Origin of the sequence: Streptomyces sp. NPDC020731, assembly GCF_044334705.1 — a bacterium.
Lineage (GTDB): Bacteria > Actinomycetota > Actinomycetes > Streptomycetales > Streptomycetaceae > Streptomyces.
The window spans coordinates 60,413-85,018 of record NZ_JBIRTN010000004.1; the positions used below are offsets into that span (position 1 = coordinate 60,413).

The 24,606-nt window shown below is 73.5% G+C and carries 21 protein-coding genes and 1 riboswitch; of the genes, 15 read left to right on the forward strand and 6 right to left on the reverse strand.

Annotation, left to right across the window (positions count from 1 at the left end; translation table 11 throughout):
* Window positions 1-14 precede the first annotated feature (14 nt).
* Entirely contained in the window at window positions 15-722 is a 708-nt protein-coding gene (locus ACH4VX_RS07305; protein WP_398366373.1) for a class II aldolase/adducin family protein, read from the reverse strand.
* A gap of 148 nt (window positions 723-870) precedes the next feature.
* On the opposite strand from ACH4VX_RS07305, the gene ACH4VX_RS07310 reads away from it, so the two are divergent.
* The 9 genes from ACH4VX_RS07310 (at window position 871) to cobI (ending at window position 13,681) form a co-directional block, all read left to right on the forward strand.
* A complete protein-coding gene (locus ACH4VX_RS07310; protein WP_398366374.1) occupies window positions 871-2,115 on the forward strand; it encodes an anion permease in 1,245 nt (414 codons plus the stop codon).
* A 40-nt stretch (window positions 2,116-2,155) separates the two neighbouring features.
* Window positions 2,156-2,377, forward strand: a complete 222-nt coding sequence (locus tag ACH4VX_RS07315; protein ID WP_398366375.1) for a hypothetical protein — start codon at window positions 2,156-2,158, stop codon at window positions 2,375-2,377.
* Between the two features lie 154 nt (window positions 2,378-2,531).
* A riboswitch (cobalamin riboswitch) is annotated at window positions 2,532-2,670 on the forward strand.
* A 121-nt stretch (window positions 2,671-2,791) separates the two neighbouring features.
* On the forward strand, window positions 2,792-3,733 hold the full coding sequence (locus ACH4VX_RS07320; protein WP_398366376.1) for a cobalamin biosynthesis protein: 942 nt from the start codon (window positions 2,792-2,794) through the stop codon (window positions 3,731-3,733).
* Complete coding sequence (locus ACH4VX_RS07325; protein WP_398366377.1) at window positions 3,730-5,265, forward strand: cobyric acid synthase; 1,536 nt, start codon at window positions 3,730-3,732, stop codon at window positions 5,263-5,265. Before ACH4VX_RS07320 ends, ACH4VX_RS07325 begins: the two co-directional genes overlap by 4 nt.
* Window positions 5,262-8,930, forward strand: coding sequence for a cobaltochelatase subunit CobN (cobN, locus tag ACH4VX_RS07330; RefSeq protein ID WP_398366378.1), 3,669 nt, complete (start codon window positions 5,262-5,264; stop codon window positions 8,928-8,930). Before ACH4VX_RS07325 ends, cobN begins: the two co-directional genes overlap by 4 nt.
* A complete protein-coding gene (locus ACH4VX_RS07335) occupies window positions 8,927-10,936 on the forward strand; it encodes a putative cobaltochelatase (RefSeq protein WP_398366379.1) in 2,010 nt (669 codons plus the stop codon). Before cobN ends, ACH4VX_RS07335 begins: the two co-directional genes overlap by 4 nt.
* Window positions 10,936-11,544 carry a cob(I)yrinic acid a,c-diamide adenosyltransferase gene (cobO, locus tag ACH4VX_RS07340; protein ID WP_398366380.1) on the forward strand — a complete coding sequence of 203 codons (609 nt, stop codon included), beginning with the start codon at window positions 10,936-10,938 and terminating at the stop codon, window positions 11,542-11,544. Before ACH4VX_RS07335 ends, cobO begins: the two co-directional genes overlap by 1 nt.
* Complete coding sequence (locus ACH4VX_RS07345) at window positions 11,538-12,953, forward strand: cobyrinate a,c-diamide synthase (protein WP_398366381.1); 1,416 nt, start codon at window positions 11,538-11,540, stop codon at window positions 12,951-12,953. The genes cobO and ACH4VX_RS07345 overlap by 7 nt, the downstream gene beginning before the upstream one ends.
* Window positions 12,950-13,681, forward strand: coding sequence for a precorrin-2 C(20)-methyltransferase (cobI, locus tag ACH4VX_RS07350; protein WP_398366382.1), 732 nt, complete (start codon window positions 12,950-12,952; stop codon window positions 13,679-13,681). Before ACH4VX_RS07345 ends, cobI begins: the two co-directional genes overlap by 4 nt.
* Before the next feature lie 17 nt (window positions 13,682-13,698).
* On the opposite strand, the gene ACH4VX_RS07355 is transcribed toward cobI, so the two are convergent.
* Entirely contained in the window at window positions 13,699-14,427 is a 729-nt protein-coding gene (locus tag ACH4VX_RS07355) for a ZIP family metal transporter (RefSeq protein WP_398366383.1), read from the reverse strand.
* Window positions 14,428-14,525: 98 nt separating this feature from the next.
* Between ACH4VX_RS07355 and cobM the strand changes: the two genes are divergently transcribed.
* Genes cobM through cobC form a run of 6 tightly spaced genes read left to right on the forward strand, consistent with a single transcriptional unit; the run spans window position 14,526 to window position 20,807 of the window.
* Window positions 14,526-15,344, forward strand: a complete 819-nt coding sequence (gene cobM, locus ACH4VX_RS07360; RefSeq protein WP_398366384.1) for a precorrin-4 C(11)-methyltransferase — start codon at window positions 14,526-14,528, stop codon at window positions 15,342-15,344.
* Window positions 15,341-16,576 (forward strand): precorrin-6y C5,15-methyltransferase (decarboxylating) subunit CbiE, encoded by a 1,236-nt coding sequence (cbiE, locus tag ACH4VX_RS07365; RefSeq protein ID WP_398366385.1) that lies wholly within the window; start codon window positions 15,341-15,343, stop codon window positions 16,574-16,576. The genes cobM and cbiE overlap by 4 nt, the downstream gene beginning before the upstream one ends.
* Complete coding sequence (gene cobJ, locus ACH4VX_RS07370) at window positions 16,573-18,255, forward strand: precorrin-3B C(17)-methyltransferase (RefSeq protein WP_398366386.1); 1,683 nt, start codon at window positions 16,573-16,575, stop codon at window positions 18,253-18,255. Before cbiE ends, cobJ begins: the two co-directional genes overlap by 4 nt.
* Window positions 18,252-18,845, forward strand: coding sequence for a precorrin-8X methylmutase (locus ACH4VX_RS07375; protein WP_398366387.1), 594 nt, complete (start codon window positions 18,252-18,254; stop codon window positions 18,843-18,845). Before cobJ ends, ACH4VX_RS07375 begins: the two co-directional genes overlap by 4 nt.
* Entirely contained in the window at window positions 18,842-19,750 is a 909-nt protein-coding gene (locus ACH4VX_RS07380; RefSeq protein ID WP_398366388.1) for a sirohydrochlorin chelatase, read from the forward strand. Before ACH4VX_RS07375 ends, ACH4VX_RS07380 begins: the two co-directional genes overlap by 4 nt.
* Window positions 19,740-20,807: an Rv2231c family pyridoxal phosphate-dependent protein CobC gene (gene cobC / locus ACH4VX_RS07385; RefSeq protein WP_398366389.1), complete on the forward strand. Its 1,068-nt coding sequence runs from the start codon at window positions 19,740-19,742 to the stop codon at window positions 20,805-20,807. The genes ACH4VX_RS07380 and cobC overlap by 11 nt, the downstream gene beginning before the upstream one ends.
* A 90-nt stretch (window positions 20,808-20,897) precedes the next feature.
* Here the strand turns inward: cobC and ACH4VX_RS07390 are convergent, their stop codons facing one another.
* Genes ACH4VX_RS07390 through ACH4VX_RS07405 form a run of 4 tightly spaced genes read right to left on the reverse strand, consistent with a single transcriptional unit; the run spans window position 20,898 to window position 24,497 of the window.
* Window positions 20,898-21,989 carry an amidohydrolase family protein gene (locus ACH4VX_RS07390; RefSeq protein WP_398366390.1) on the reverse strand — a complete coding sequence of 364 codons (1,092 nt, stop codon included), beginning with the start codon at window positions 21,987-21,989 and terminating at the stop codon, window positions 20,898-20,900.
* A 21-nt stretch (window positions 21,990-22,010) separates the two neighbouring features.
* On the reverse strand, window positions 22,011-22,808 hold the full coding sequence (locus ACH4VX_RS07395) for an amino acid ABC transporter ATP-binding protein (protein WP_398366391.1): 798 nt from the start codon (window positions 22,806-22,808) through the stop codon (window positions 22,011-22,013).
* Window positions 22,805-23,641, reverse strand: coding sequence for an amino acid ABC transporter permease (locus tag ACH4VX_RS07400; protein ID WP_398366392.1), 837 nt, complete (start codon window positions 23,639-23,641; stop codon window positions 22,805-22,807). Before ACH4VX_RS07400 ends, ACH4VX_RS07395 begins: the two co-directional genes overlap by 4 nt.
* A gap of 4 nt (window positions 23,642-23,645) precedes the next feature.
* Window positions 23,646-24,497 (reverse strand): ABC transporter substrate-binding protein, encoded by an 852-nt coding sequence (locus ACH4VX_RS07405; protein WP_398366393.1) that lies wholly within the window; start codon window positions 24,495-24,497, stop codon window positions 23,646-23,648.
* Between the last annotated feature and the right edge of the window lie 109 nt (window positions 24,498-24,606).

Genomic DNA, 24,606 nt, shown 5'->3' on the forward strand with positions numbered 1-24,606 from the left:
AACGGACCTCGCCCTCAATCACCGGACGGGCCGGCGTGTTGCCCGTACCCCCGCAGGCGTTCGCCCGCCTCCGTCAGTTGTTCCGGGGTCAGCAGGTGCGGGGACAGGCCGGGGACCGAGGACGCGGTCAGCCAGAGGCGGCACATCCATTCCAGCTGGGCCGTGCGGTCGTAGGCCCGGGTGAGGGTCGTGCCGTGGGTGACGGTGCCGTGGTTCCGCAGGAGGCAGCCGGTGCGGCCGTCGAGGGCGCGGAGCATGTTCTCGGCCAGTTCGTCCGTGCCGTACGTCGCGTAGCGGGCGACCCGGACGGGCCCGCCGAGCGCCGCCGCCATGTAGTGGATCAGCGGCAGCTCGTCGACGAGCGTGGAGACGGCCGTCGCGTGCACCGCGTGCGTGTGCACGACGGCGCGCGCCCCGGTCGTCCGGTACACGGCCAGATGCATGGGCAGCTCGCTGGTGGGGACGAGCGAGCCGAGGACCTGCCGGCCGGTGAGGTCGACGCCCGTCACGTCGTCCGGCGTCAGCCGGTCGTACGGTACTCCCGACGGCGTGACCAGGACGGTCCCGCCGACCCGCACCGAGACGTTGCCGGAGGTGCCGACGACGAGCCCGTCGGCGACGGTCCGGCGCGCGGTCCCGACCAGTTCCGCCCAGGCGTGCGCCTCCTCCTCGCGCACGCGCCTGCCCCGCGCCCCCCGCCCGTCCCACCGCTGCTCAGTCATGCCGTGATCCTGCCAGGCGGCCTCACTCCATCCGGCGGAGCCTCCACCCCCTCTTACGGTCACCACGATGCCCGTTCCAGTTCATCTTCCGTTCATCCTGGTTACTTACGTTCGACCAGCCAATGACCTCGAACGATTGCCTGGGTAAATGGAAAGCTTCTCGCTGATCCTCGCGATTGTGGTGGTAACCGCACTCGCGTTCGATTTCACGAACGGTTTCCACGACACCGCGAACGCGATGGCAACGACCATTTCGACCGGTGCACTCAAACCCAAGGTCGCGGTGGCCATGTCCGCCGTGCTGAACCTTGTGGGCGCCTTTCTCTCGGTGGAGGTCGCCAACACGATCTCCAAGGGCCTCGTCGACGAGGCCGGCATCCGTCCCGAGGTCATCTTCGCCGCGTTGGTCGGCGCGATCCTCTGGAACCTCCTGACCTGGCTGGTCGGTCTGCCGTCCAGTTCCTCGCACGCCCTCATGGGCGGCCTGATCGGCGCCGCCGTCGCCTCCGCCGGTCTCGGCGCGGTCCACGGCGACGTCCTCGTCACCAAGGTCCTGCTCCCCGCGATCGCCGCCCCGCTGGTGGCCGGCGTCGCCGCGATGTTCGCCACCCGGCTGACCTACCGCCTGGGCAGGAAGGCCGACGGCAAGGCCTCCGAGAAGGGCTACCGCGCCGGACAGATCGCCTCCGCCGGCCTGGTCTCCCTGGCCCACGGCACCAACGACGCCCAGAAGACGATGGGCATCATCACCCTCGCCCTGGTCGCCGGCGGTGCCGTCACCCCCGACTCCGACCCGCCGCTGTGGGTCATCCTCTCCGCGGGCCTCGCCATCGCGCTCGGCACCTACCTCGGCGGCTGGCGCATCATCCGCACCATGGGCAAGGGCCTGACCGATCTCCAGCCGCAGCAGGGTTTCGCCGCCCAGACCAGCGCCGCGACGGTCATCCTGGCCTCCTCGCACCTCGGCTTCTCCCTCTCCACCACGCATTCCGTTTCCGGTTCCGTGATGGGCGCGGGCCTGGGCCGCAAGGGCGGTGTCGTCCGCTGGTCGACGGCCACCCGGATGTTCATCGCCTGGGGTCTGACGCTGCCGGCGGCGGCCCTGGTCGCGGCGCTCGCCGAGTGGGTCTGCGGCTTCGGCGACTGGGGCACCGCCCTCGTGGCCGTCTTCCTGATCGCCTCCAGTGCCGCGATCTGGAAGCTGTCCCGGCGCGAGGTCGTCGACCACACCAACGTCAACGGCACCGATGCCGCCGACGAGGAGCCGGCCGGTGTGGTCACCGCGGCCATGGCCGCGGTCACCCCGCCTCCCACGGGCACCGTGACCGAGGAGCTCTCGGCCACCATCCCGGCGCCGGCCCTCGCCGACCCGGCGGCCCCGACCACCGTCTGACCGCGACCCGGTAGCCCCGGTACGAAGGAAGAAGAGCACCATGAAGATCGACTGGGCGGCCCTCGGTTCCGTCTTCGGCGTCAGCCTCGTGGTCACCGTGGCCCTGGTGGGCCTGTTCACCCTCGGCATCAACGGCCTGTCCCACCGCGAGCGGGCCGCCGCGCAGGGCCAGTCCGCGGCCCTGGCGGTCACCGGCGCCTACGCCTGCTTCGCGGCGTGCGTGGCGGCGGTGGGGTACGGCATCTATCTGATCATGGCCTGATCACGGGCCACGCCCATACGGACGGGCGGTGCGGGAGCCTCGGCACCCGCACCGCCCGCTCGCCTGTGCGCGCCCCCGCTCGCGGTTCACCCACCGGAGTCCCCCTGTGGGCCTCAGCACACTTCAGCCTCGCAGGTCAACGGCAAGTTGACGGCCCTTCCGGGGCCGTGGTGGACTGCCTCAGCCACTACGGCGGCAGGAGAGGAAGCCGGTGCGATTCCGGCGCGGTCCCGCCACTGTCACCGGGGTGAACACCCCGGGAGCCAGGAACTCTCACCGCCGGTCTCGTCGAACCAGGGCGTGGACACCCTGAGTGAGGACATAACGCCATGCGCGGCTGCCTGCCGAGGTCGACCAGCGACACCCCACCCCGTTCCGGGGCCGCTCCCTCCGGATCCGTCACCGGCTGAACCCATGGGTGCCGATCGCGTGTTCGCGTACGGCGCCGCCGCCGGCCTCCTCGGCGACCTGCTGCTCGGCGATCCCCGCCGGGGGCATCCGGTCGCCGCTTTCGGGCGGGCCGCGGCTGCCGTGGAACGGGTGCTGTGGCGGGACGACCGGGGCCGGGGCGCGGTGCACACCGCCGTGTGCGTCGGCTCGGCCGTCGCCCTGGGAAGCCTCGCCTCCCGCTGTGTACGCTCCTCCCCCGCCGCCTCCGCCGCCCTGACCGGTGTCGCCACCTGGGCCGTCGTCGGCGGGACCTCGCTGGCCCGTGAGGCCCGCGCCGTCGGACGGGCGCTGGAGGCCGGGGACGTCGAGGCGGCCCGGGCACGGCTGCCGCACCTGTGCGGCCGGGACCCGCAGGCGCTGGACGCCGACGGGATCGCCCGCGCGGTGGTCGAGTCCGTCGCCGAGAACACCTCCGACGCCGTGGTGGGCGCCCTGGTGTGGGGCGCCGTCGCCGGGGTGCCGGGCCTCCTCGGGTTCCGGGCCGTCAACACGCTGGACGCGATGGTCGGCCACAAGTCCCCCCGCCACCGCCGCTACGGCTGGGCCTCCGCCCGCCTCGACGACGTCGCCGGGTGGCCCGGGGCGCGGCTGACCGCCGTACTCGCCGCGCTCGCGGGACCGGACCCGCGCGGGGCCGCGCGGGCGTGGCGCGCGGACGCGGCCGGGCATCCGAGCCCCAACGCCGGGCCGGTCGAGGCGTCCTTCGCGGGCGCGCTCGGCGTACGGCTCGGCGGGACCCTCTCCTACGGCGGGCGGGTCGAGCACCGGCCCGTCCTCAACGGCGGCGGGCGCGCCGTCGCCGTGGCCGACATCGACCGGGCGGTACGGCTCTCACGGCGGGTCGGCTGGCTCGCGCTCGGGGTCGGTGCCGCCGCGCGGAGCGTCATGAAGGGACGTGCATCGTGAGCGGTGGAGGGCTGCTGGTCGCCGGGACCACCTCGGACGCCGGCAAGAGCGTGGTGACCGCCGGGATCTGCCGGTGGCTGGTGCGGCAGGGCGTCAAGGTCGCGCCGTTCAAGGCGCAGAACATGTCGCTGAACTCGTTCGTGACGCGGGAGGGTGCGGAGATCGGGCGGGCGCAGGCCATGCAGGCCCAGGCCTGCCGCGTCGAGCCGACGGCGCTGATGAACCCGGTGCTGCTCAAGCCGGGCGGCGAGCGGTCCAGCCAGGTGGTGCTGCTGGGCAAGCCGGTCGGCGAGCTGAGCGCGCGCGGGTACCACGGCGGGCGGCAGCAGCGGCTGCTGGGCACGGTGCTGGACTGTCTGGAGCAGTTGCGGGGCACGTATGACGCGGTGATCTGTGAGGGGGCCGGCAGCCCGGCCGAGATCAATCTGCGGCGCACCGACATCGTGAACATGGGGATCGCCCGGGGCGCCGGGCTGCCGGTCCTGGTGGTCGGCGACATCGACCGGGGCGGTGTCTTCGCGTCCTTCTTCGGCACCGTCGCGCTGCTCTCCCCCGAGGACCAGGAGCTCGTCGCCGGGTTCCTGGTGAACAAGTTCCGGGGCGACGTGTCGCTGCTGGAACCGGGCCTGGACATGCTGCACGGCCTGACCGGGCGGCGGACGTACGGCGTGCTGCCGTTCCGGCACGGGCTCGGCATCGACGAGGAGGACGGACTCCGGGTGTCCTTGCGGGGCGCCGTACGGGAGTCCACGGTGGCCGCGCCGGTCGGCGAGGACGTGCTGCGGGTCGCCGTGTGCGCGGTGCCGCTGATGTCCAACTTCACCGACATGGACGCGCTCGCCGCCGAACCGGGCGTCGTGGTGCGGTTCGTGGACCGTCCCGAGGAACTGGCCGACGCCGACCTCGTGGTCGTGCCCGGCACCCGCGGGACCGTACGGGCGCTGGAGTGGCTGCGGGAGCGCGGGCTCGCGGACGCGCTGAGGCGGCGGGCGGCCGAGGGTCGGCCCGTGCTCGGGATCTGCGGGGGCTTCCAGGTCCTCGGGCAGTCCATCGAGGACGACGTCGAGAGCCGGCGGGGGCGGGTCGACGGGCTCGGGATCCTGCCCGTGCGGGTACGGTTCGCCCGCGAGAAGACGCTCGCACGGCCCGTCGGGGAGGCCCTCGGGGAGCCCGTCGAGGGGTACGAGATCCATCACGGGATCGCCGAGGTGCTGGGGGGAGAGACGTTCATCTCCGATGACCACGGGAACAGCCTGGACGGCTGCCGGGTCGGCAAGACCTGGGGCACGCACTGGCACGGCTCGCTGGAGTCGGACGGTTTCCGGCGGGCCTTCCTGCGCAAGGTGGCCGCCGCCGCGGGCCGCCGCTTCGTGCCGGCCCCCGACACCTCGTTCGCCGCGCTGCGCGAGGAGCAGCTCGACCGGCTCGGCGATCTGATCGAACAGCACGCGGACACGGACGCGCTGTGGCGGCTCATCGAGTCCGGCGCGCCGCAAGGACTGCCTTTCATTCCACCGGGAGCGCCCGCATGAGCACTGTGTTGTTGTTGTCGACCGCCGACACGGACCTGCTGGCGGCCCGTGCCTCCGGCGCCTCCTACCGGATCGGCAACCCGACCCGCGTGGACGTGGCCGACGAACTGCCCGCGCTGCTCGACGGGGCGGACCTCGCCGTCGTACGGCTGCTGGGCGGCAAGCGCGCCTGGGAGGACGGGCTCGCGGCGCTGAAGGCGTCCGGCGTCCCGACGGTGCTGCTCGGCGGGGAGGCCGTGCCGGACGCGGAGTTGATGGCCGAGTCGACGGTGCCGGCCGGTGTGGTGGCGGAGGCGCTGCGGTACCTCGTCGAGGGCGGCCCGGACAACCTCACCGAGCTGGCCCGGTTCCTGTCGGACACCGTGCTGCTGACCGGCGAGGGCTTCGAGGAGCCGCGGAAGATGCCGGAGTACGGCGTCCACGGCGAACGTGTCCTGGAACAGGGCCGTCCGACGGTCGGCGTGCTCTTCTACCGGGCGCACGAACTGAGCGGCAACACCGCCTTCGTGGACACGCTGTGCGACGCGATCGAGGCGCGGGGCGCCAACGCCCTCCCCGTCTACTGCGGTTCGCTGCGCGACGCCGACCCGGAACTGTACGAGCTGCTGGCCGGGGCCGACACCCTCGTCGCCACCGTGCTCGCGGCCGGCGGCACGCACGCCTCGCAGGCGTCGGCGGGCGGTGACGAGGAGGCCTGGGACATCGGGGCGCTCGCCGACCTGGACGTGCCGGTGCTGCAAGGGCTCTGCCTGACGTCGTCGCGCGCCGCGTGGGAGGAGTCCGACGCCGCCCTCTCCCCCATGGACGCGGCGATGCAGGTCGCCATCCCGGAGTTCGACGGCCGGCTGATCACGGTCCCGTTCTCCTTCAAGGAGCAGGGCCCGGACGACGTCCCGGTGTACGTCGCCGACCCGGAGCGGGCCGCGCGGGTGGCCGGGATCGCCGTACGGCACGCCCGGCTGGGGCACAAGCCGAACGCCGGGAAGAAGCTCGCGCTCGTCTTCACCGCCTATCCGACGAAGCACTCGCGCGTCGGCAACGCGGTCGGTCTGGACACGCCCGCGTCGGCGGTGCGGGTGCTGGACGCGCTGCGGGAGGCGGGGTACGCGGTCGACGGATACCCCTCCGGCGGGGACGAGTTGATCCACCGGCTGATCGGGGCCGGCGGTCACGACGTCGAGTGGCTGACCGAGGAGCAGCTGGCCGCCGCGCCCGCGCGGGTGCCGCTGGCGGACTACCGGGCCTGGTTCGAGAAGCTGGACCCGGAGCTGCGGGACGGGATGCGTCAGGCGTGGGGCGAGCCGCCGGGGTCGCTGTACGTCGACGGGGACGACATCGTGCTGGCGTCCCTGCGGTTCGGGAACGTCGTGGTGATGATCCAGCCGCCGCGCGGTTTCGGGGAGAACCCGATCGCGATCTACCACGACCCCGACATGCCGCCGTCGCACCACTACATGGCGGCCTACCGCTGGCTGGAGGCTGCGGCATCGGAGGGGGGGTTCGGCGCCGACGCGATCGTGCACATGGGCAAGCACGGCACGATGGAGTGGCTGCCGGGCAAGGGGCTGGGACTGGGCGCCGGGTGCGCGCCGGACGCGGTGCTCGGCGACCTGCCGCTGATCTACCCGTTCATCGTGAACGACCCCGGCGAGGGCACCCAGGCCAAGCGGCGCGGGCACGCCACGGTCGTCGACCATCTGGTGCCGCCGATGGCGCGGGCCGACACCTACGGCGATCTGGCGAAGCTGGAGCAGCTGCTCGACGAGTACGCGCTGGTCTCCGACCTGGACCCGGCGAAGGCACCGGCGGTGCGCGCGCAGATCTGGACCCTGGTGAAGGCCGCCGAGCTGCACCACGACCTGCATGTCGACGACCAGCCGGGTGACGACGACTTCGACCAGTTCGTCATGCACATCGACGGCTATCTGTGCGAGATCAAGGACGTGCAGATCAGGGACGGTCTGCACATTCTCGGCGGCGGCCCGGTCGGCGAGCCGCGCGTGAACCTCGTCCTGGCGGTGCTGCGCGCCTCGCAGGTGTGGGGCGGGCAGGCGAACGCGCTGCCGGGCCTGCGAGCCGCACTGGCCGGGTACTTCGGGCTGGTGGAGAAGGAGCTGCTGGCCGAGCCGGGCGCGCCGGTGAAGGTACCGGTGGAGCTGACGGATCTGGTGGACGGCCCGGCACGCACGGGCGCCGACGCGATCGACCTGCTGGAGCGGTTGTGCCGGCGGATCGCGGAGGGCATGGAGGAGCGCGGCTGGTCGGCCGACACGGTCCCCGCGCTGGTGCGCGAGGTGCTGGGCACGGAACTCCCCGACGCGGTGGCCGTGGTGCGGTTCGCGTGCGAGGAGGTGGTGCCCCGGCTGGCCCGGACGACGGACGAGATCGGGCACATCCTGCGGGCGCTGGACGGCGGTTACGTCCCGGCGGGACCGTCGGGTTCGCCCACGCGCGGGCTGGTCAACGTGCTCCCCACCGGGCGGAACTTCTACTCCGTCGACCCCAAGGCGATTCCCTCACGGCTGAGTTGGGAGGTCGGGCAGGCCCTCGCCGACTCGCTGGTGCAGCGGTACCTGCAGGACACGGGCGAGTACCCGAAGTCCGTCGGCCTCACGGTGTGGGGGACGTCGGCGATGCGCACCCAGGGCGACGACATCGCCGAGATCCTGGCACTGCTGGGGTGCCGTCCGGTGTGGGACGACGCGTCGAGGCGGGTGACCGGGTTCGAGGTGGTCGGGCTCGAGGAGCTGGGCCGGCCGCGCATCGACGTGACGGTCCGCATCTCGGGGTTCTTCCGGGACGCGTTCCCGCACGTGGTGGGACTGATCGACGACGCGGTGCGGGCGGTGGCGGAGCTGGACGAGCCGGCCGACCGGAACTACGTACGCGCCCACGCGGACGAGGACACCGCCGAGCACGGCGACCGGCGGCGGGCCACGGCGCGCGTCTTCGGATCGAAGCCGGGGGCGTACGGTGCGGGGCTGCTGCCGCTGATCGACGCGCGGAACTGGCGCAGCGACGCGGATCTCGCCGAGGTGTACGCGGTCTGGGGCGGCTACGCCTACGGCCGCGGGCTCGACGGGCGGGCCGCGCGCGGGGACATGGAGACGGCGTTCCGGCGGATCGCGGTGGCGGCGAAGAACGTCGACACGCGCGAGCACGACCTCGTCGACGCCGACGACTACTTCCAGTACCACGGCGGCATGGTCGCCATGGTGCGGCACCTGACGGGGGCCAGCCCCGAGGCGTACGTGGGGGATTCGGCGACTCCGGACCAGGTGAGGACCCGCACGCTGGGCGAGGAGACGCACCGGGTCTTCCGGGCGCGGGTGGTCAACCCGCGCTGGATGGCCGCGATGCGGCGGCACGGCTACAAGGGTGCCTTCGAGATGGCGGCCACCGTCGACTACCTCTTCGGGTACGACGCCACGGCCGGGGTCGTCGACGACTGGATGTACGAGAAGCTCAGCGCGGAGTACGTCTTCGACGCGGAGAACCGGGACTTCATGAAGAAGTCCAACCCGTGGGCGCTGCGCGGCATCACCGAGCGGCTGCTGGAGGCCGCCGACCGCGGACTGTGGGCGGAGCCGGACGCGGACACGCTGGAGCGGCTGCGCGCCACCTATCTGGAACTCGAAGGCGATCTGGAGGGCGACGACCAGTGACCACTCCCTTTCCGTTCACGGCCGTCGTCGGCCAGGACGACCTGCGGCTCGCGCTGCTGCTGAACGCCGTCTCCCCGGCGGTCGGCGGGGTGCTGGTGCGCGGCGAGAAGGGCACCGCGAAGTCCACGGCGGTGCGCGCCCTGTCGGCGCTGCTGCCGGAGGTCGCCGTGGTGCCCGGCTGCCGGTTCTCCTGCGCCCCCTCGGCCCCGGACCCCGGCTGCCCGGACGGTCCGCACGAGAACGGGGGCGGTGCCGCGCGGCCCGCCCGCATGGTCGAGCTGCCCGTCGGCGCCTCCGAGGACCGGCTGGTCGGGGCGCTCGACATCGAGCGGGCACTGGCGGAGGGCGTGAAGGCGTTCGAGCCGGGGCTGCTGGCCGACGCGCACCGGGGGATCCTGTACGTCGACGAGGTCAATCTCCTCCACGACCACCTGGTCGACCTGCTGCTGGACGCGGCGGCGATGGGTGCCTCCTACGTGGAGCGCGAGGGCGTCTCCGTACGGCACGCGGCACGGTTCCTGCTCGTCGGGACCATGAATCCCGAGGAGGGCGAGCTGCGGCCGCAGCTCCTCGACCGGTTCGGGCTGACCGTCGAGGTGGCCGCCTCGCGTGAGCCCGACCAGCGCGTGGAGGTCGTACGGCGGCGGCTGGCGTACGACGACGATCCCGCCGGGTTCGCCGCGCGGTGGGCGGACGAGGAGACCGCCGTACGGGCGCGGATCGTGGCGGCGCGGGAGCTGTTGCCGTCGGTGCGGCTGGGCGACGGTGCGCTGCGGCAGATCGCGGCGACCTGTGCGGCGTTCGAGGTGGACGGCATGCGGGCCGACATCGTGATGGCGCGTACGGCGACGGCGCTGGCGGCCTGGGCGGGGCGGACGGATGTGCTGGCCGAGGACGTGCGGCAGGCGGCGCTGCTGGCCCTCCCCCACCGACGGAGGCGGAACCCGTTCGACGCGCCCGGTCTGGACGAGGACAAGCTCGACGAGACGCTGGAGGAGTTCGGGGGCGACGACGATCCCGACACCGATCCGGACGGACCGGACGGGGGTGGCGGGCAACCGCCCGCGGAGGGCCCGGAGGGTCCGGAGGGCGGCGGTGACGCGGGGGCGCCGGCCGAGGCCGGGGAGGCCGGGGAGGCCGAGCGGCCCCCGGGTGCCGGCTCCGGCGAGCGGTCCCCGGTGGGTGCCGCCGAGCCCTTCCGCACCAAGGTGCTGAGCGTGCCCGGGATCGGCGAGGGTGCCGCCGGGCGGCGGTCGCGGGCGCGCGCCGAGCACGGGCGGACGACAGGGGCGCGGCGACCGCAGGGTGCGCTGACCAAGCTGCATCTGGCCGCCACTGTCCAGGCTGCGGCGCCGCACCAGAAGGCGCGGGGCCGGTCAGGGCCGGGGCTGGTGGTGCGCCGGGACGATCTGCGGCAGGCCGCGCGCGAGGGGCGCGAGTCGAACCTCGTGCTGTTCGTCGTGGACGCCTCCGGGTCCATGGCGGCGCGGCAGCGGATGGGTGCCGTGAAGGGTGCCGTGGTGTCGCTGCTGCTCGACGCCTATCAGCGGCGGGACAAGGTGGGTCTGGTGACCTTCCGGGGTGCGGCGGCCGATGTGGCGCTGCCGCCCACGTCGTCGGTGGACGCCGCCGCGGCCCGGCTGGAGTCGCTTCCGACCGGCGGGCGGACCCCGCTCGCGGCGGGGCTGCTCAAGGCGCACGACGTGCTGCGGGTGGAGCGGCTGCGGGATCCGGCGCGGCGTCCGCTGGTCGTGGTGGTGACCGACGGACGGGCCACCGGTGGTCCCGAGCCGGTCGCGCTGGCCTCGCGTGCGGCGCGGCTGTTCGCGGCCGGGGGGGTCGCCTCGGTGGTCGTGGACTGCGAGTCGGGGCCGGTACGGCTGGGGCTCGCCGGACGGTTGGCCGGTGAGCTGGGCGGCACCGCCGTGACGCTGGACGAGCTGCGGGCCGACTCGATCGCGGGGCTGGTCAGGGATGTGCAGGGGACTTCGAGGAGGGCCGCGTAGTGCCGAAGGGGCAGCCGAGTGTCGTACCGGACGACGGACTGACGACGCGTCAGCGGCGTAACCGGCCGCTGGTCGTCGTGCACACGGGCATCGGGAAGGGGAAGTCGACCGCCGCGTTCGGGCTGGCGTTGCGGGCCTGGAACCAGGGGTGGCCGATCGGGGTGTTCCAGTTCGTCAAGTCGGCGAAGTGGAAGGTCGGCGAGGAGAACGCGCTGCGGGTGCTCGGCGCCTCCGGTGAGGGCGGGTCCGTCGACTGGCACAAGATGGGCGAGGGCTGGTCGTGGGTGCAGCGCGATCCGCGGGGGGACAACCTCAGCAACGAGGAGAAGGCCCGCGAGGGCTGGGAGCAGGTCAAGCGGGATCTCGCCGCCGAGACGTACCGGCTGTACGTGCTCGACGAGTTCGCCTACCCGATGCACTGGGGATGGGTCGACACCGATGAGGTGGTGTCCGTGCTGCGGGAGCGGCCGGGGACGCAGCATGTGGTGATCACGGGGCGGAACGCGCCCGGGAAGCTCGTCGGGTTCGCCGATCTCGTCACCGACATGTCCAAGGTGAAGCACCCCATGGATGCCGGGCAGAAGGGGCAGAGGGGCATCGAGTGGTGAGCCCGGTCCCACGGTTGGTGATTGCCGCGCCCTCGTCGGGGAGCGGCAAGACCACCGTCGCCACGGGGTTGATGGCCGCGCTGTCCGCGCGGGGGTTCGCCGTGTCCCCGCACAAGGTGGGGCCCGACTACATCGATCCCGGGTACCACTCGCTGGCCACCGGGCGGGTGGGGCGGAACCTCGACGCGTATCTGTGTGGGCCGGAGCTGGTGGCTCCGCTGTTCGCGCACGGTGCCGGCGGGTGTGACATCGCCGTGGTCGAGGGTGTGATGGGGCTGTACGACGGGGCCGCCGGTGAGGGTGAGCTGGCGTCCACCGCGCAGGTGGCGAAGTTGTTGCGGGCGCCGGTCGTGCTCGTCGTCGACGCGTCGTCGCAGTCCCGGTCGGTGGCGGCACTGGTGCACGGGTTCGTGAGCTGGGACCCGGAGGTGCGGGTCGGGGGCGTGATCCTCAACAAGGTCGCCTCGGACCGGCACGAGGAGTTGTTGCGGGAGGCGCTGGACTCCGTCGGGGTGCCTGTGATGGGGGTTCTGCGGCGGGCCGCGCAGGTGGAGACGCCGTCTCGGCATCTGGGGCTGGTGCCGGTCGCCGAGCGGGGCGCCTTGGCCGTCGAGGCCGTTTCGGCGATGGCCGCTCAGGTGGCCGCCGGGTGTGATCTGTCGGCGTTGGTCGCGCTGGCGCGGAGTGCGGGTGCGTTGGAGGGCGCGGGTTGGGACGCGGGTGAGGCTCTGGTTTCTCCGCCCCCGCCGCCCCTTCCCTCCCCGGCCCCGGGGGCTGTGCCCCCGGACCCCCCTTCGGCCCTGGACGGGCCGGTGGTCGCGCTCGCCGGTGGGGCGGCCTTCACGTTCTCCTATGCCGAGCATGCCGAGTTGCTCTCCGCTGCCGGGGCCGAGGTCGTCACCTTCGACCCGTTGCGGGACGAGGAACTGCCCGAGCGGACCGCCGGGCTCGTCATCGGGGGTGGGTTTCCCGAGGTGTACGCCGCCGAGCTGTCCGCCAACGACCAGCTCAGGAAAACCGTCGCCGCCCTCGCGGAGAGCGGTGCTCCCGTCGCCGCCGAGTGTGCGGGGCTGCTGTACCTGTGCCGGGAACTCGACGGGCTGCCCATGTGCGGGGTGCTGGACGCCTCCGCGCGGATGTCGGAGCGGCTGACCCTGGGGTATCGGGACGCCGTGGCCGTGAGCGACAGTGCGCTGGCCGGCGCCGGTACGCGGATGCGGGGGCACGAGTTCCACCGGACCGTCGTCGAGCCGGGGGCCGGGGACGCCCCCGCCTGGGGCGTGCGGGCGCCGGAGCGGCGTGTCGAGGGATTTGTACAGCGCGGTGTGCACGCGAGCTATCTGCACACGCACTGGGCGTCCGAGCCCGGTGTCGCCCGTCGGTTCGTGGAGAGGTGCCGGACGTCATGAGCAGCAGGCTGATCGGGGTGGGAGTCGGGCCCGGGGACCCGGAGCTGGTGACCGTCAAGGGGGTCAACGCGCTGCGGGCCGCAGACGTTGTCGTCGTACCGGTGATGGACAGCGGTGAGCGCGGGCGGGCCGAGGCGACCGTGCTGCACTACGTGCCCGCCGGGAAGGTCGTCCGGGTGGTGTTCGCGCTGAACGAGCGGACCGACCGGACGCGGCGCGAGGTGGCCTGGGACGCCGCCGGTGAGCGGGTCGCCGGGCTGCTGCGGGAGCACGGGGCCGTCGCCTTCGCGACCATCGGGGACCCCAATGTGTACTCGACGTTCACGTATCTCGCCCAGACCCTCGTGGAGCTGGTGCCGGACACCGTCGTCGAGACCGTTCCGGGGATCACCGCCATGCAGGAGCTCGCGGCGCGTTCCGGGGCCGTGCTGACCGAGGGGACCGAGCCGCTCACGCTGGTTCCGGTGACCGCGGGGGCCGCCGTGCTCAAGGACGCGCTGGCCGGGCCGGGGACCGTCGTCGCGTACAAGTTCGGGCGGCAGGCCGGTGAGGTCGCCGAGGCGCTGCGGGAGACCGGACGGATCGGTGACGCGGTGTGGGGGTCGGCGCTCGGGCTGCCGGAGGAGTCGGTCCGGCCGGCCGCCGAGCTGGACGGGACGCCGCTGCCGTATCTGTCGACGCTCATCGCGCCACCGCGGCGTGACGGCGGGCGGGGCGGCAAGTTGTGAGCCGGGCCGGGTCGTACTCAGTGCGCGACGCCCACCACCAGCCAGATGAACAGCACGCCGGCGATCGTGCACAGCAGGGTGGAGCGGGCCGGGTGCTCGTGGTGGGCCTCGGGCAGGATCTCGGCCGCCGCGAGGTAGAGCAGGGCGCCGCCGAACAGGCCGAGATAGCCGCCGAGCAGCGGTTCCGGGATGGTGAAGAACAGCGTCGACGCGGCGCCCGCCACCGGTGCCGCCGCGTCCGCGAACAGCATCATCAGCGCGCGGCGGCGGGCGTTTCCGTAGACGCGGGTGAGTGTGTACGTGTTGAAGCCGTCCGCGAAGTCGTGGGCGATCACGGCCACCGCGACGGCGGCGCCCATGCCGCCGCCGACCTGGAAGGCGGCGCCGATCGCCACGCCGTCCATGGCGCTGTGACCGACCATCGCGGCGGCGGCGGTGAGGCCCACCTCGGGGGTCCGGCCGTCGGTCTCCCCGGCGCCGTGCGCGGCCTGGCGGTGGGCCAGCAGGCGTTCCACCAGATGGGCCAGCAGGAAACCGGCGACGAAGAGCAGCAGGGCCGCGGGGACGCCGTACACCTCGGTGCCGGCCGCCTCCAGGGACTCCGGGAGGAGTTCGAGGCCGACGACGCCGAGCATCAGGCCGCCGGCCAGGCCCAGCACCAGGTGGCGGCGGTCGGTCACGCGGTGTGCCGTCCAGCCGCCGGCCAGCGTCATCAGGAACGCGCCGAGCGCGACGAGGACCGCCATGTGTTCTTCGTATCCGACAGGTGGCCGCTCGCGCACGCGTGACAGCCGCTCACCGCCCACTTCTTGATCCCGTGACCCTCAGGAGAGGACCGATTCCCATGGCCGATGCCCCAGGCGGCAAGGTGACCTTCGTCGGGGCCGGCCCCGGCGCCGCCGATCTGCTGACGTTCCGTGCCGCGCGCGCCATCGCCGAGGCCGATGTCGTGATCTGGGCCGCCAGTCTGGTGCAGGAGGATGTCCTCCGGCACGCGCGAAAGGACGCCGAGGTCCTCGACTCGGCGACGATGTCCCTGGAGGACGTCGTGACCGTCTACGAGCGGGCCCGCGCGGAAGGGCTGAAGGTCGCGAGGATCCACTCCGGCGATCCCGCGCTGTGGGGCGGCACCCAGGAGCAGGTCGACCGGTGTGCGGAGCTCGGTATCGCGACCGAGATCGTGCCCGGTGTGTCGTCGTTCTCCGCCGTCGCGGCGATCGCGCGGCGCGAGCTGACCGTTCCCGAGGTGGCGCAGTCGGTCGTGCTGACCCGGCTCGGCGGCGGCAAGACGCCGATGCCGCCGGGCGAGGAGGTCCGCGAGTTCGCGCGGCACGGCACCACCATGGCGATCTTCCTGTCGGCCGCCCGCAGCGGGCAGCTGGTGCGGGAGCTGCTGGAGGGCGGCTATCCGACGTCCACTCCGGTCGTCGTCGCGTATCAGGCGACGTGGCCGGAGGAGCTGGTCGTGACGTGCACGATCGGCACGCTGGAGGAGACGGTCAAGGAGCACAAGCTCTGGAAGCACACGCTGTTCCTGGTCGGTCCGGCGCTCGACGCGCACGGCACCCGCTCGCACCTGTACCACCCCGGCCACTTCCACGGCTTCCGCAAGGCCGATCCCCAGGCGCGTCGGGCGTTGCGTTCGCGGGGTGCGAGCACGTGATCACCGTCGTCGGGATGGGGGCGGGGGCGGCGGTCGACGCCCAGGTGACGGCGGGGGCGGCGCTGGTGGTCGGCGGGCGGCGGCATCTGGAGGCCGTACGGCTGCCGGAGGGGGCCGGGCGGGTCGTCCTGGGTCCGCTGGCGCCCGCGCTCGACACCGTCGAGAAGTACGTCGCCGGGGAGCGGCCGGTCGTGGTGCTGGCGTCCGGGGACCCCGGGTTCTTCGGGATCGTGCGGGCGCTGGCCGAGCGGTTCGGGGCCGAGCGGCTCGACGTCCGGCCCGCTGTCTCCTCCGTGGCCACCGCCTTCGCGCGGGTCGGGCTGACGTGGGACGACGCCGTGGTGGTCAGCGCGCACGGGCGGGATCCGCGTACGGCGGTGCATCTGTGCCGGGCCCGTCCGAAGGTCGCCGTGCTGACCGGGCCGGGGGCGGGTCCGGCCGAGCTGGGGGCGGCGCTGCGGGACACCGCGCGCGTGCTGGTCGTCGCCTCCGCGCTCGGTTCCGGCCAGGAGCGGGTGGAACGGGTGACGCCCGCCGAGGCCGCCGCCCGGGACTGGGGCCCGGCGGTGAGCGTGGTGCTGTGCCTGGACGAGGCGCGGGCCCTGGGGCCCGTGCGGACCGTCGCGGGCGGGGTCGAGCAGCCTGCCGGCTGGGCGCTGGACGAGGCGGAGTTCGACCACCGCGACTCCATGATCACCAAGTTCGAGGTGCGGGCCCTGGCCCTGGCCCGGCTCGGGCCGCGCCCCGGTGAGCTGGTGTGGGACGTCGGCGCGGGGTCGGGGTCCGTGGCCGTGGAGTGCGCACGGCTCGGGGCCGCCGTCACCGCCGTCGAGAAGACGCCGGACGGGGTGGAGCGCGTGCGCGCCAACGCCGCCGCGCACGGGGTCGACGTGCGCGTGGTGCACGGATCGGCGCCGGATGTGCTGACCGGCCTCGACGACGACCCCGACGCCGTGTTCGTCGGCGGCGGGGGACGCGAACTGCCGGCGGTGGTCACGGCGTGCGCGCGGCGGGCGCGGCGGACGGTCGTCGTCGCCATGGCCGCGCTCGACCGGGTCCCGGCGGCCCGTGAGGCGCTGACGAACGCCGGTTTCTCCTGCGACGGCGTGCTGCTGCAGTCGTCGCGGCTGGCGCCGCTGCCCGGGGACGTGACCCGGCTGGCGGCGACCAATCCCGTTTTCCTGCTGTGGGGCGTCCGGTCCCGCGGCCGTACCGAAGGAGTCACCCAGTGATCGGCCTCATCTCCGCCACCGCGGCGGGCGCGGCCGCGCGGGACCGGCTGGCCGCCGCGTGGCCGGACCGCACGCGCGTGTACGAGGGTCCCGTGCCGGACGCCGTACGGGCCGCGTTCGCCGAGTGCGAGCGGCTCGTGTGCTTCCTCGCCACGGGGGCCGTGGTGCGGCTGGTGGCACCGCTGCTGGACGACAAGGCGAGCGACCCCGGTGTGGTCTGTGTCGACGAGGGCGGACGGTTCGCGGTGTCGCTGGTCGGCGGGCACGGCGGCGGGGCGAACGAGCTGGCCCGTGCGGTCGGTGAGGTGCTGGGTGCCGAGCCGGTGGTGACGACGGCGACCGACGCGGTCCGCCTGCCGGGTCTGGACACCCTCGGTCTGCCGGTGGAGGGCGGCGTCGCCGCCGTGTCGCGGGCGCTGCTGGACGGTGAGGCGGTGGCGCTGCGGGCCGAGGTGACCTGGCCGCTGCCGCCGCTCCCGGTCGCCGACGCGGGGGCGTACACGATCCGGGTCACGGACCGGCTGGTCGAGCCGGGCGAACGGGAGGCGGTGCTCCGGCCGCCCACCCTCGTCGTCGGCGTGGGCGCCTCGAAGGGTGCCCCCGTGGACGAGGTGCTCGGCCTGGTCGAGGGTGCCCTGCGCGAGGCCGGGCTGTCGGCGGCGTCGCTCGCCGAGCTGGCCACCGTGGACGCCAAGGCCGACGAACCCGGCCTCGTGGAGGCGGCCCGGCGGCTGGGCGTGCCCCTGGTGACGTACGCCGCCGAGGAGTTGGCGCGCATCGAGGTGCCCAACCCCTCCGACGCGCCGCTCGCCGCCGTCGGCACCCCCTCTGTGGCGGAGGCCGCCGCGCTGGCCGGCGGGGGCGAACTCCTCGTGCCCAAGCGGAAGTCGGCGGCCCGGCCCGCGATGGCGACCTGTGCCGTCGTACGACGGCCGGGGCGCGGGCGGCTCGCGGTGGTCGGGCTGGGGCCCGGCGCGCGGGACCTGCTCACCCCGCGCGCGAAGGCCGAACTGCGCCGGGCCTCCGTGCTGGTGGGTCTCGACCAGTACGTCGACCAGATCCGTGATCTGCTGCGGCCGGGCACGCGGGTGCTGGAGTCCGGTCTCGGGGCGGAGGAGGAGCGGGCCCGCACGGCCGTCGCCGAGGCCCGGCGTGGGCAGGCGGTCGCGCTGATCGGCAGCGGGGACGCCGGGGTGTACGCCATGGCCTCACCGGCGCTCGCGGAGGCGTCCGACGACATCGACGTGGTCGGGGTGCCGGGCGTGACGGCGGCGCTGGCGGCCGGGGCGGTCCTGGGGGCGCCGCTGGGCCACGACCATGTGTCGATCAGCCTGTCCGACCTGCACACGCCGTGGGAGGTCATCGAGCGGCGGGTGCGGGCGGCGGCCGAGGCGGACATCGTGGTGACGTTCTACAACCCGCGCAGCCGGGGCCGCGACTGGCAGTTGCCCAAGGCCCTCTCGATCCTCGCGGAGCACCGGGAACCGGCGACACCGGTCGGGGTCGTGCGCAACGCGTCCCGCGCGGACGAGTCGAGCCTGCTGACCACGCTGGCCGCGCTGGACCCGGCGACGGTCGACATGATGACGGTCGTGACCGTGGGCAACACGGCGACCCGTGAGATCGCGGGGCGCATGGTCACCCCGCGCGGCTACCGCTGGCAGGAGGAGGCACGGTGAACCGCGTGGTGCACCCCATCGAGCAGGAGTCCTTCCGGCGGCTGCGCGCCCGCCTCGACACCTCGCACTTCCCGCCGCTGACCCGGGCGGTGGTGGAGCGGGTCGTCCACTCCGCGGCCGACCTGGAGTACGCGTCCGATCTCGTCATGGACGAGGGCGAGCTGGCGAAGGCGCACGCCGCGCTGCACGCCGGGGCGCCGGTCGTGGCGGACGTGGAGATGGTCGCGGCCGGGATCACCCGCCGGGAGACCGTGTGCCGGCTGAGGGACGCCACGTCCGGGCCCGGGCTCACGCGTTCGGCGCACGCCGTGCGGCTGGCGTACGAGGAGGTCGGACCCGGCGCCCTGTGGGTGATCGGCTGTGCGCCGACCGCCCTGGAGGAGCTGCTGACCCTGGACGCCTCCCCCGCGCTCGTCATCGGGCTGCCCGTCGGTTTCGTCGGGGCGGCCGAGTCCAAGGCCGCGTTGCGGGAGAGCGGGCTGCCCGCCGTGAGCAACGTGTCCGAGAAGGGCGGGTCGGCGGTCGCCGCCGCCGCGCTCAACGCCCTGCTGTACCACCCCGCTTCACCTGCATCCGAGGAGAACCTGTGACCACCCCGCCGCCCGCCCTGCTCATCGCCGGCCACGGCACCCGGGACGACGCCGGAGCGGAGGCGTTCCGTGACTTCGTGCGGGAGCTGGGGCGCCGCCACCCCGAACTGCCCGTCGCCGGCGGGTTCATCGAGCTGTCCCCGCCACCGCTGGGCGAGGCCGTCGCCGAGCTGGTGGAGCGGGGGGCGCGACGGTTCGCCGCCGTGCCGCTGATGCTGGTCTCCGCCGGGCACGCCAAGGGGGACATCCCGGCGGCGCTGGCCCGCGAGAAGGAACGGCACCCCGGGATCTCGTACGCCTACGGCCGTCCGCTGGGCCCGCACCCCGCGCTGCTGAGCGTGCTGGAGCGGCGGCTGGCCCAGGCGGTGGACCCCTCCTGGGACCCGGCCGAGGTGACCGTGCTCCTGGTGGGGCGCGGGTCGACGGACCCGGACGCCAACGCCGAGGTGTTCAAGGCGGCGCGGCTGCTGTGGGAGGGGCGCGGGTACGCGGGCGTGGAGACGGCGTTCGTGTCGCTGGCGGCGCCGGACGTACCGGGCGGCCTGGACCGGTGTGCGCGGCTGGGGGCGCGCAGGGTCGTGGTACTGCCGTACTTCCTGTTCACCGGGATCCTGCCGGACCGGGTGCGGCAGCAGACCCGGGAGTGGGCGGCGGCGCACCCGGAGACCGAGGTGCGGTCGGCGGACGTCATCGGCCCGGAGCCGGAGCTGCTGGATCTGGTGTGGGAGCGGTACGAGGAGGCCGTGCGGGGTGATCTGCGGATGAACTGCGACTCGTGCGTGTACCGGATCGCGCTGCCGGGCTTCGAGGACAAGGTGGGGCTGCCGCAGCAGCCGCACTTCCACCCGGACGACGACGGCCACCACCATCACGGGCACGGCCACACGCACTCCCATGCGCACTGAGTCCGGGAGCGGCGGGCACGATCTGCGGCACCACGGGGACGCCGAGGTCCGCGACGACGGCTCCGCGCTGGTCGACCTCGCGGTGAACGTCCGCGCGGACACGCCTGCGGGGTGGCTGCGGGAGCACATCGCCGGGTCGCTGTCCGGGCTCGCCGCCTACCCGGACGGGCGGGCCGCGCGGGCCGCGGTGGCGGCGCGGCACGGGCTGCCGGTGGAACGGGTGCTGCTGACGGCCGGTGCGGCGGAGGCGTTCGTGCTGCTGGCGCGGGCGCTGAAGGTGCGCCGGCCGGTGGTGGTGCATCCGCAGTTCACGGAGCCGGAGGCGGCGCTGCGGGACGCCGGGCACACGGTGGACCGGGTGCTGCTGCGGGAGGCGGACGGCTTCCGGCTGGACCCGGCGGCGGTGCCGGAGGACGCGGACCTGGTGGTGATCGGCAACCCGACGAACCCGACGTCGGTGCTGCACCCGGCCGCGGCGGTCGCCCGGCTCGCCCGGCCCGGGCGGACGCTGGTGGTGGACGAGGCGTTCATGGACGCGGTGCCGGACGAGCGCGAGGCGCTGGCCGGGCGCACGGACGTCCCCGGTCTCGTCGTCCTGCGCAGCCTCACCAAGACGTGGGGGCTTGCGGGGCTGCGGATCGGTTACGTCCTGGCCGCCCCGGAGACCGTCGCGGAACTGGAGCGCGCGCAGCCGCTGTGGCCGGTGTCCACACCGGCGCTGGCCGCGGCGGAGGTGTGCGTGGGCCCCCGGGCACTCGCGGAGGCGGCGGACGCGGCCCACCGCATCGCGGCGGACCGGGACCGTCTGATCGCGGGGCTGTGGGAGTTCGCCGCCCACGGTCTGCGGGTCGTGGAGCCCGCCGGGGGTCCTTTCGTCCTGGTCCGGCTGCCGCACGCGGCGACGGTACGGCGACGGCTGCGCGCCCTCGGCTACGCGGTGCGCCGCGGGGACACGTTTCCGGGGCTGGACGAGGAGTGGCTGCGTCTGGCGGTACGGGACCGGGAGACGACGGACGGTTTCCTGAACGCGCTGCGCCGGGCCCTGACAACAGGCTGAACGGCCGCACCTCGCATCGCCCCCGCCGCCCCTTCCCGTCCCGACCCGGGGCGCTGCCCCCGGGGGAACGGGAAGGGGCGGCGGGCGCGCCTACGCGACCACGCGCCCGTTCAGTACCACCCGGCGCGGATCCGTCAGCGCGCGGACGTCCGCGCGCGGGTCGGCCGCGTAGACCACCAGGTCCGCCGGGGCGCCCTCCTCCAGGCCGGGGCGGCCGAGCCACTTCCGGGCCGCCCAGGTCCCGGCCGCGAGCGCCTCGACCGGCGGAATGCCGGCCTTGGCCAGTTCCGCGACCTCGTCGGCCGCGAGGCCGTGCGGGAGGGTGCCGCCGGCGTCCGTGCCGACGAAGACGGCGATGCCGGCGTCGTAGGCGGAGCGCACGGTGTCGTAGCGGCGTTCGTGGAGCCGGCGCATATGGTCCGACCAGCGCGGGAACCTGGCCTCGCCGCCGTCGGCGAGCGCGGGGAAGGTGGCGATGTTGACGAGGGTGGGGACGATCGCGACACCCCGCTCGGCGAACAGCGGGATCGTCTCGTCGGTCAGGCCCGTCGCGTGCTCGACACAGTCGATGCCGGCCTCGACCAGGTCCCTCAGGGAGTCCTCCGCGAAGCAGTGCGCGGTGACACGGGCACCCAGCCGGTGCGCCTCGGCGATGGCCGCCTCGACGGCGCCGCGCGGCCAGCAGGCCGACAGATCGCCCAGGTCGCGGTCGATCCAGTCGCCGACCAGCTTCACCCAGCCGTCGCCGCGCCGGGCCTCCTGCGCGACGTACGCGACGAGGTCGTCGGGCTCGACCTCCCAGGCGTAGCCCCGGATGTAGCGGCGGGTGCGGGCGATGTGCCGGCCGGCCCGGATGATCTTCGGGAGGTCGTCGCGGTCGTCGGTCCAGCGGGTGTCGGAGGGCGAGCCGGCGTCGCGCAGCAGCAGGGCGCCGGCGTCGCGGTCGGTGAGCGCCTGTTTCTCGGCGACGTCCTCGGGGACCGCGCCGTGCCGGTCGAGGCCCACATGGCAGTGGGCGTCGACCAGCCCGGGCAGGGCCCAGCCCTCGACGGTGCGGATGTCGCGGGCGCCGGCGGGACGGTCGTAGGAGATCCGGCCGTCGACGACCCACAGCTCGCCCCGGACCTCGTCAGGGCCGACGAGGATCCGCCCCTTCACGTGCAGCACCGCGCGTTCGCTCATACACGGCACCCTAGTCAGGCGCTACGACGACTTGCCCACCTGGTCGGAGGTCCCCTCCTCCACGTTCGCCATGGCGGGGTCGAGGAGGCGGGAGAGAAAGTGACGGGTGCGTTCGTGCCGCGGGTGGCCGATGACCTGCTCGGGGGTGCCGTCCTCGACGATCACTCCGCCGTCCATGAACACGACCCGGTCGGCGACCTCGCGGGCGAAGGTCATCTCGTGGGTGACGACCATCATCGTCATGCCCTCGGTCGCCAGCATCCGCATGACGGCCAGGACGTCGCCGACCAGTTCGGGGTCGAGCGCCGAGGTCGGCTCGTCGAACAGCATCACCTCGGGCCCCATGGCCAGCGAGCGGGCGATGGCGACGCGCTGCTGCTGGCCCCCGGAGAGGGAGGACGGGTAGGCGTCCGCCTTCTCGGCCAGCCCCACCCGCCGGAGGTTGTCGGCGGCCACCTCCGCCGCCTGCGCCTTGCCCCGCCCCAGCACCCTGCGCTGCGGCAGCGTGAGGTTCTCGGTCACCGTGAGGTGCGGAAACAGGTTGAACTGCTGGAAGACCATGCCGATACGGCGGCGTACGGCATCGATGTCGACGTCGGGGTCGGTGAGTTCCGTACCGCCGACGAAGACCTGGCCCTCGGTGGGCTCCTCCAGGAGGTTCACGCACCGCAGCAGGGTCGACTTGCCCGACCCGGACGGGCCGATCACGCAGACGACCTCGCCCTGGCCGATCTCCAGGTCGATGCCGCGCAGCACCTGGTTGTCGCCGAAGGACTTGTGCAGACCGCTGACGCGGATCTCCGGTCGGCTCGGGGTCATTTCACGGCCTCCTGGGCCTTGGCCTCCATACGGCGCACGACGAAGCCGAGCGGAACGGTGATCAGCAGGTAGCACAGGCCGGCCACCAGGATCGGGGTGGAGTTGGCGGTCTGGCTGGCCAGGTCGCGGCCGTACTTGGACAGTTCGCGCTCCTCCAGGGTGACGCCGAGGAACAGCACCAGCGAGGAGTCCTTGAAGAGCAGGACGAGTTCGTTGGTGAGCGGCGGCAGGATGATCCGGAAGGCCTGCGGGATGATGATGGAGACCATGGCCCGGGCGGGCGAGAAGCCCAGCGAACGAGCCGCCTCCATCTGCCCCTTGGGCACCGCCTGGATGCCGGCCCGGATCGTCTCCGCCATGTACGCGGCGGCCACCAGGCCCAGCGCGAGGGCGACCTTGCCGTAGGTGCCGCCGATGATCTCCGTGCCGGGGAAGGCGAGGGGCACGGCGACACCGATGAAGATGAAGATCAGCAGGGCGGGCAGGCCGCGGAAGATCTCGATGTAGATGCCGGCCAGCCAGCGGTACGGGCCGACGGACGACAGCCTCATCAGCGCGATCACCATGCCGAGGGCGAGCCCGACGGCGAAGCCGGTCACCGTGAAGAGCACGGTGTTCTTCAGCGCCAGTGTGATGACGTCCGGGAACATCCGCTCGGCGATGTCGGCCTGCGCGAACTGGTTCTGCAGCCTGCCCCAGTCGGCCGAGACCGCGAAGGCGATCACGGCCGCGACGAAGACGGCGTACTGGAGGCCGCGCGACAGACTGCGCTTCTGGCGTCGCGTCAGGCCCTTCTTCTTCGGCTGGACCGGCAGTTTCTCCGTGTCGGTCATGGGGTCAGGACGCGGCCGGCGAGGCGGCGGACTCGTCGTAGGGGCCGATCCACTGCTCGTACAGCTTCTTGTACGTGCCGTCGGCCTCGGCGTCCGCGAGCGCCTTGTTGATCGCCTCGCGCAGCGCGGTGTTGCCCTTCTTCACCGTGACGCCGTACTGCTCACCGGTGTCGATCTGCTCGGCGACCTCGAAGGCGTCGGCGTTGGCCTTGTCCTTCAGCCAGCCCTGGACGACGGGGTAGTCGATGACGACGGCCTTGACCTGGCCGGTGCGCAGACCGTTGAGGACGGCGTCGGAGGACTCGAAGGAGACGGGGTCGAAGCCCTCCTTCTTGACGTGGTCCTCGCCGGTGGTCTGCGCCTGGGCGCCGAGCTTCACGTTTTTCGACTTGACGTCGGCGAGGGAGGTGACGCCGCTGTTCTTGTCGACGAGGACGGCCTGGGTGGCCTTGAAGTACGGGTCGGAGAAGTCGACGTTCTTCTTCCGCTCCTCGGTGATGGTCATACCGGCCGCGGCCAGGTCGCACTCACCGGAGTTGAGGAAGGCGCCGGTCTTGAAGTTCTCGAACGGCGTGTCGAGGATCTCCTGCTTCACGCCGAGGTCCTCGGCGACCAGGTCGATCAGCGCGACGTCGAAGCCCTGCACCTTGCCGTCGATCTCCGACTGGAAGGGCGGGTACGGGAGGTGGGTGCAGGTGGTGAGCTGCCCCGCCTTGACGAGCTCGACCCCGCCGGCGGCGGTCTTGGAGCCGCTGCCTCCGTCGTCGCTGGAGGTGCAGGCGGTCAGGAGGACCAGCCCGGCCGTCGCGGTGGTGGCGGCCAGAACACGGGTCCGGCGGCCGAGGAGCGTCTTCACGGGAGCCTCCTGTCAGGGAACTGTGAGTTCCGATTATAAGGAGAGGTTTGAGTGCCTCAAATCAAACCGATGGCTGCGGGGCCGTCCGGCCTGAGAACCCCGTGGTCGA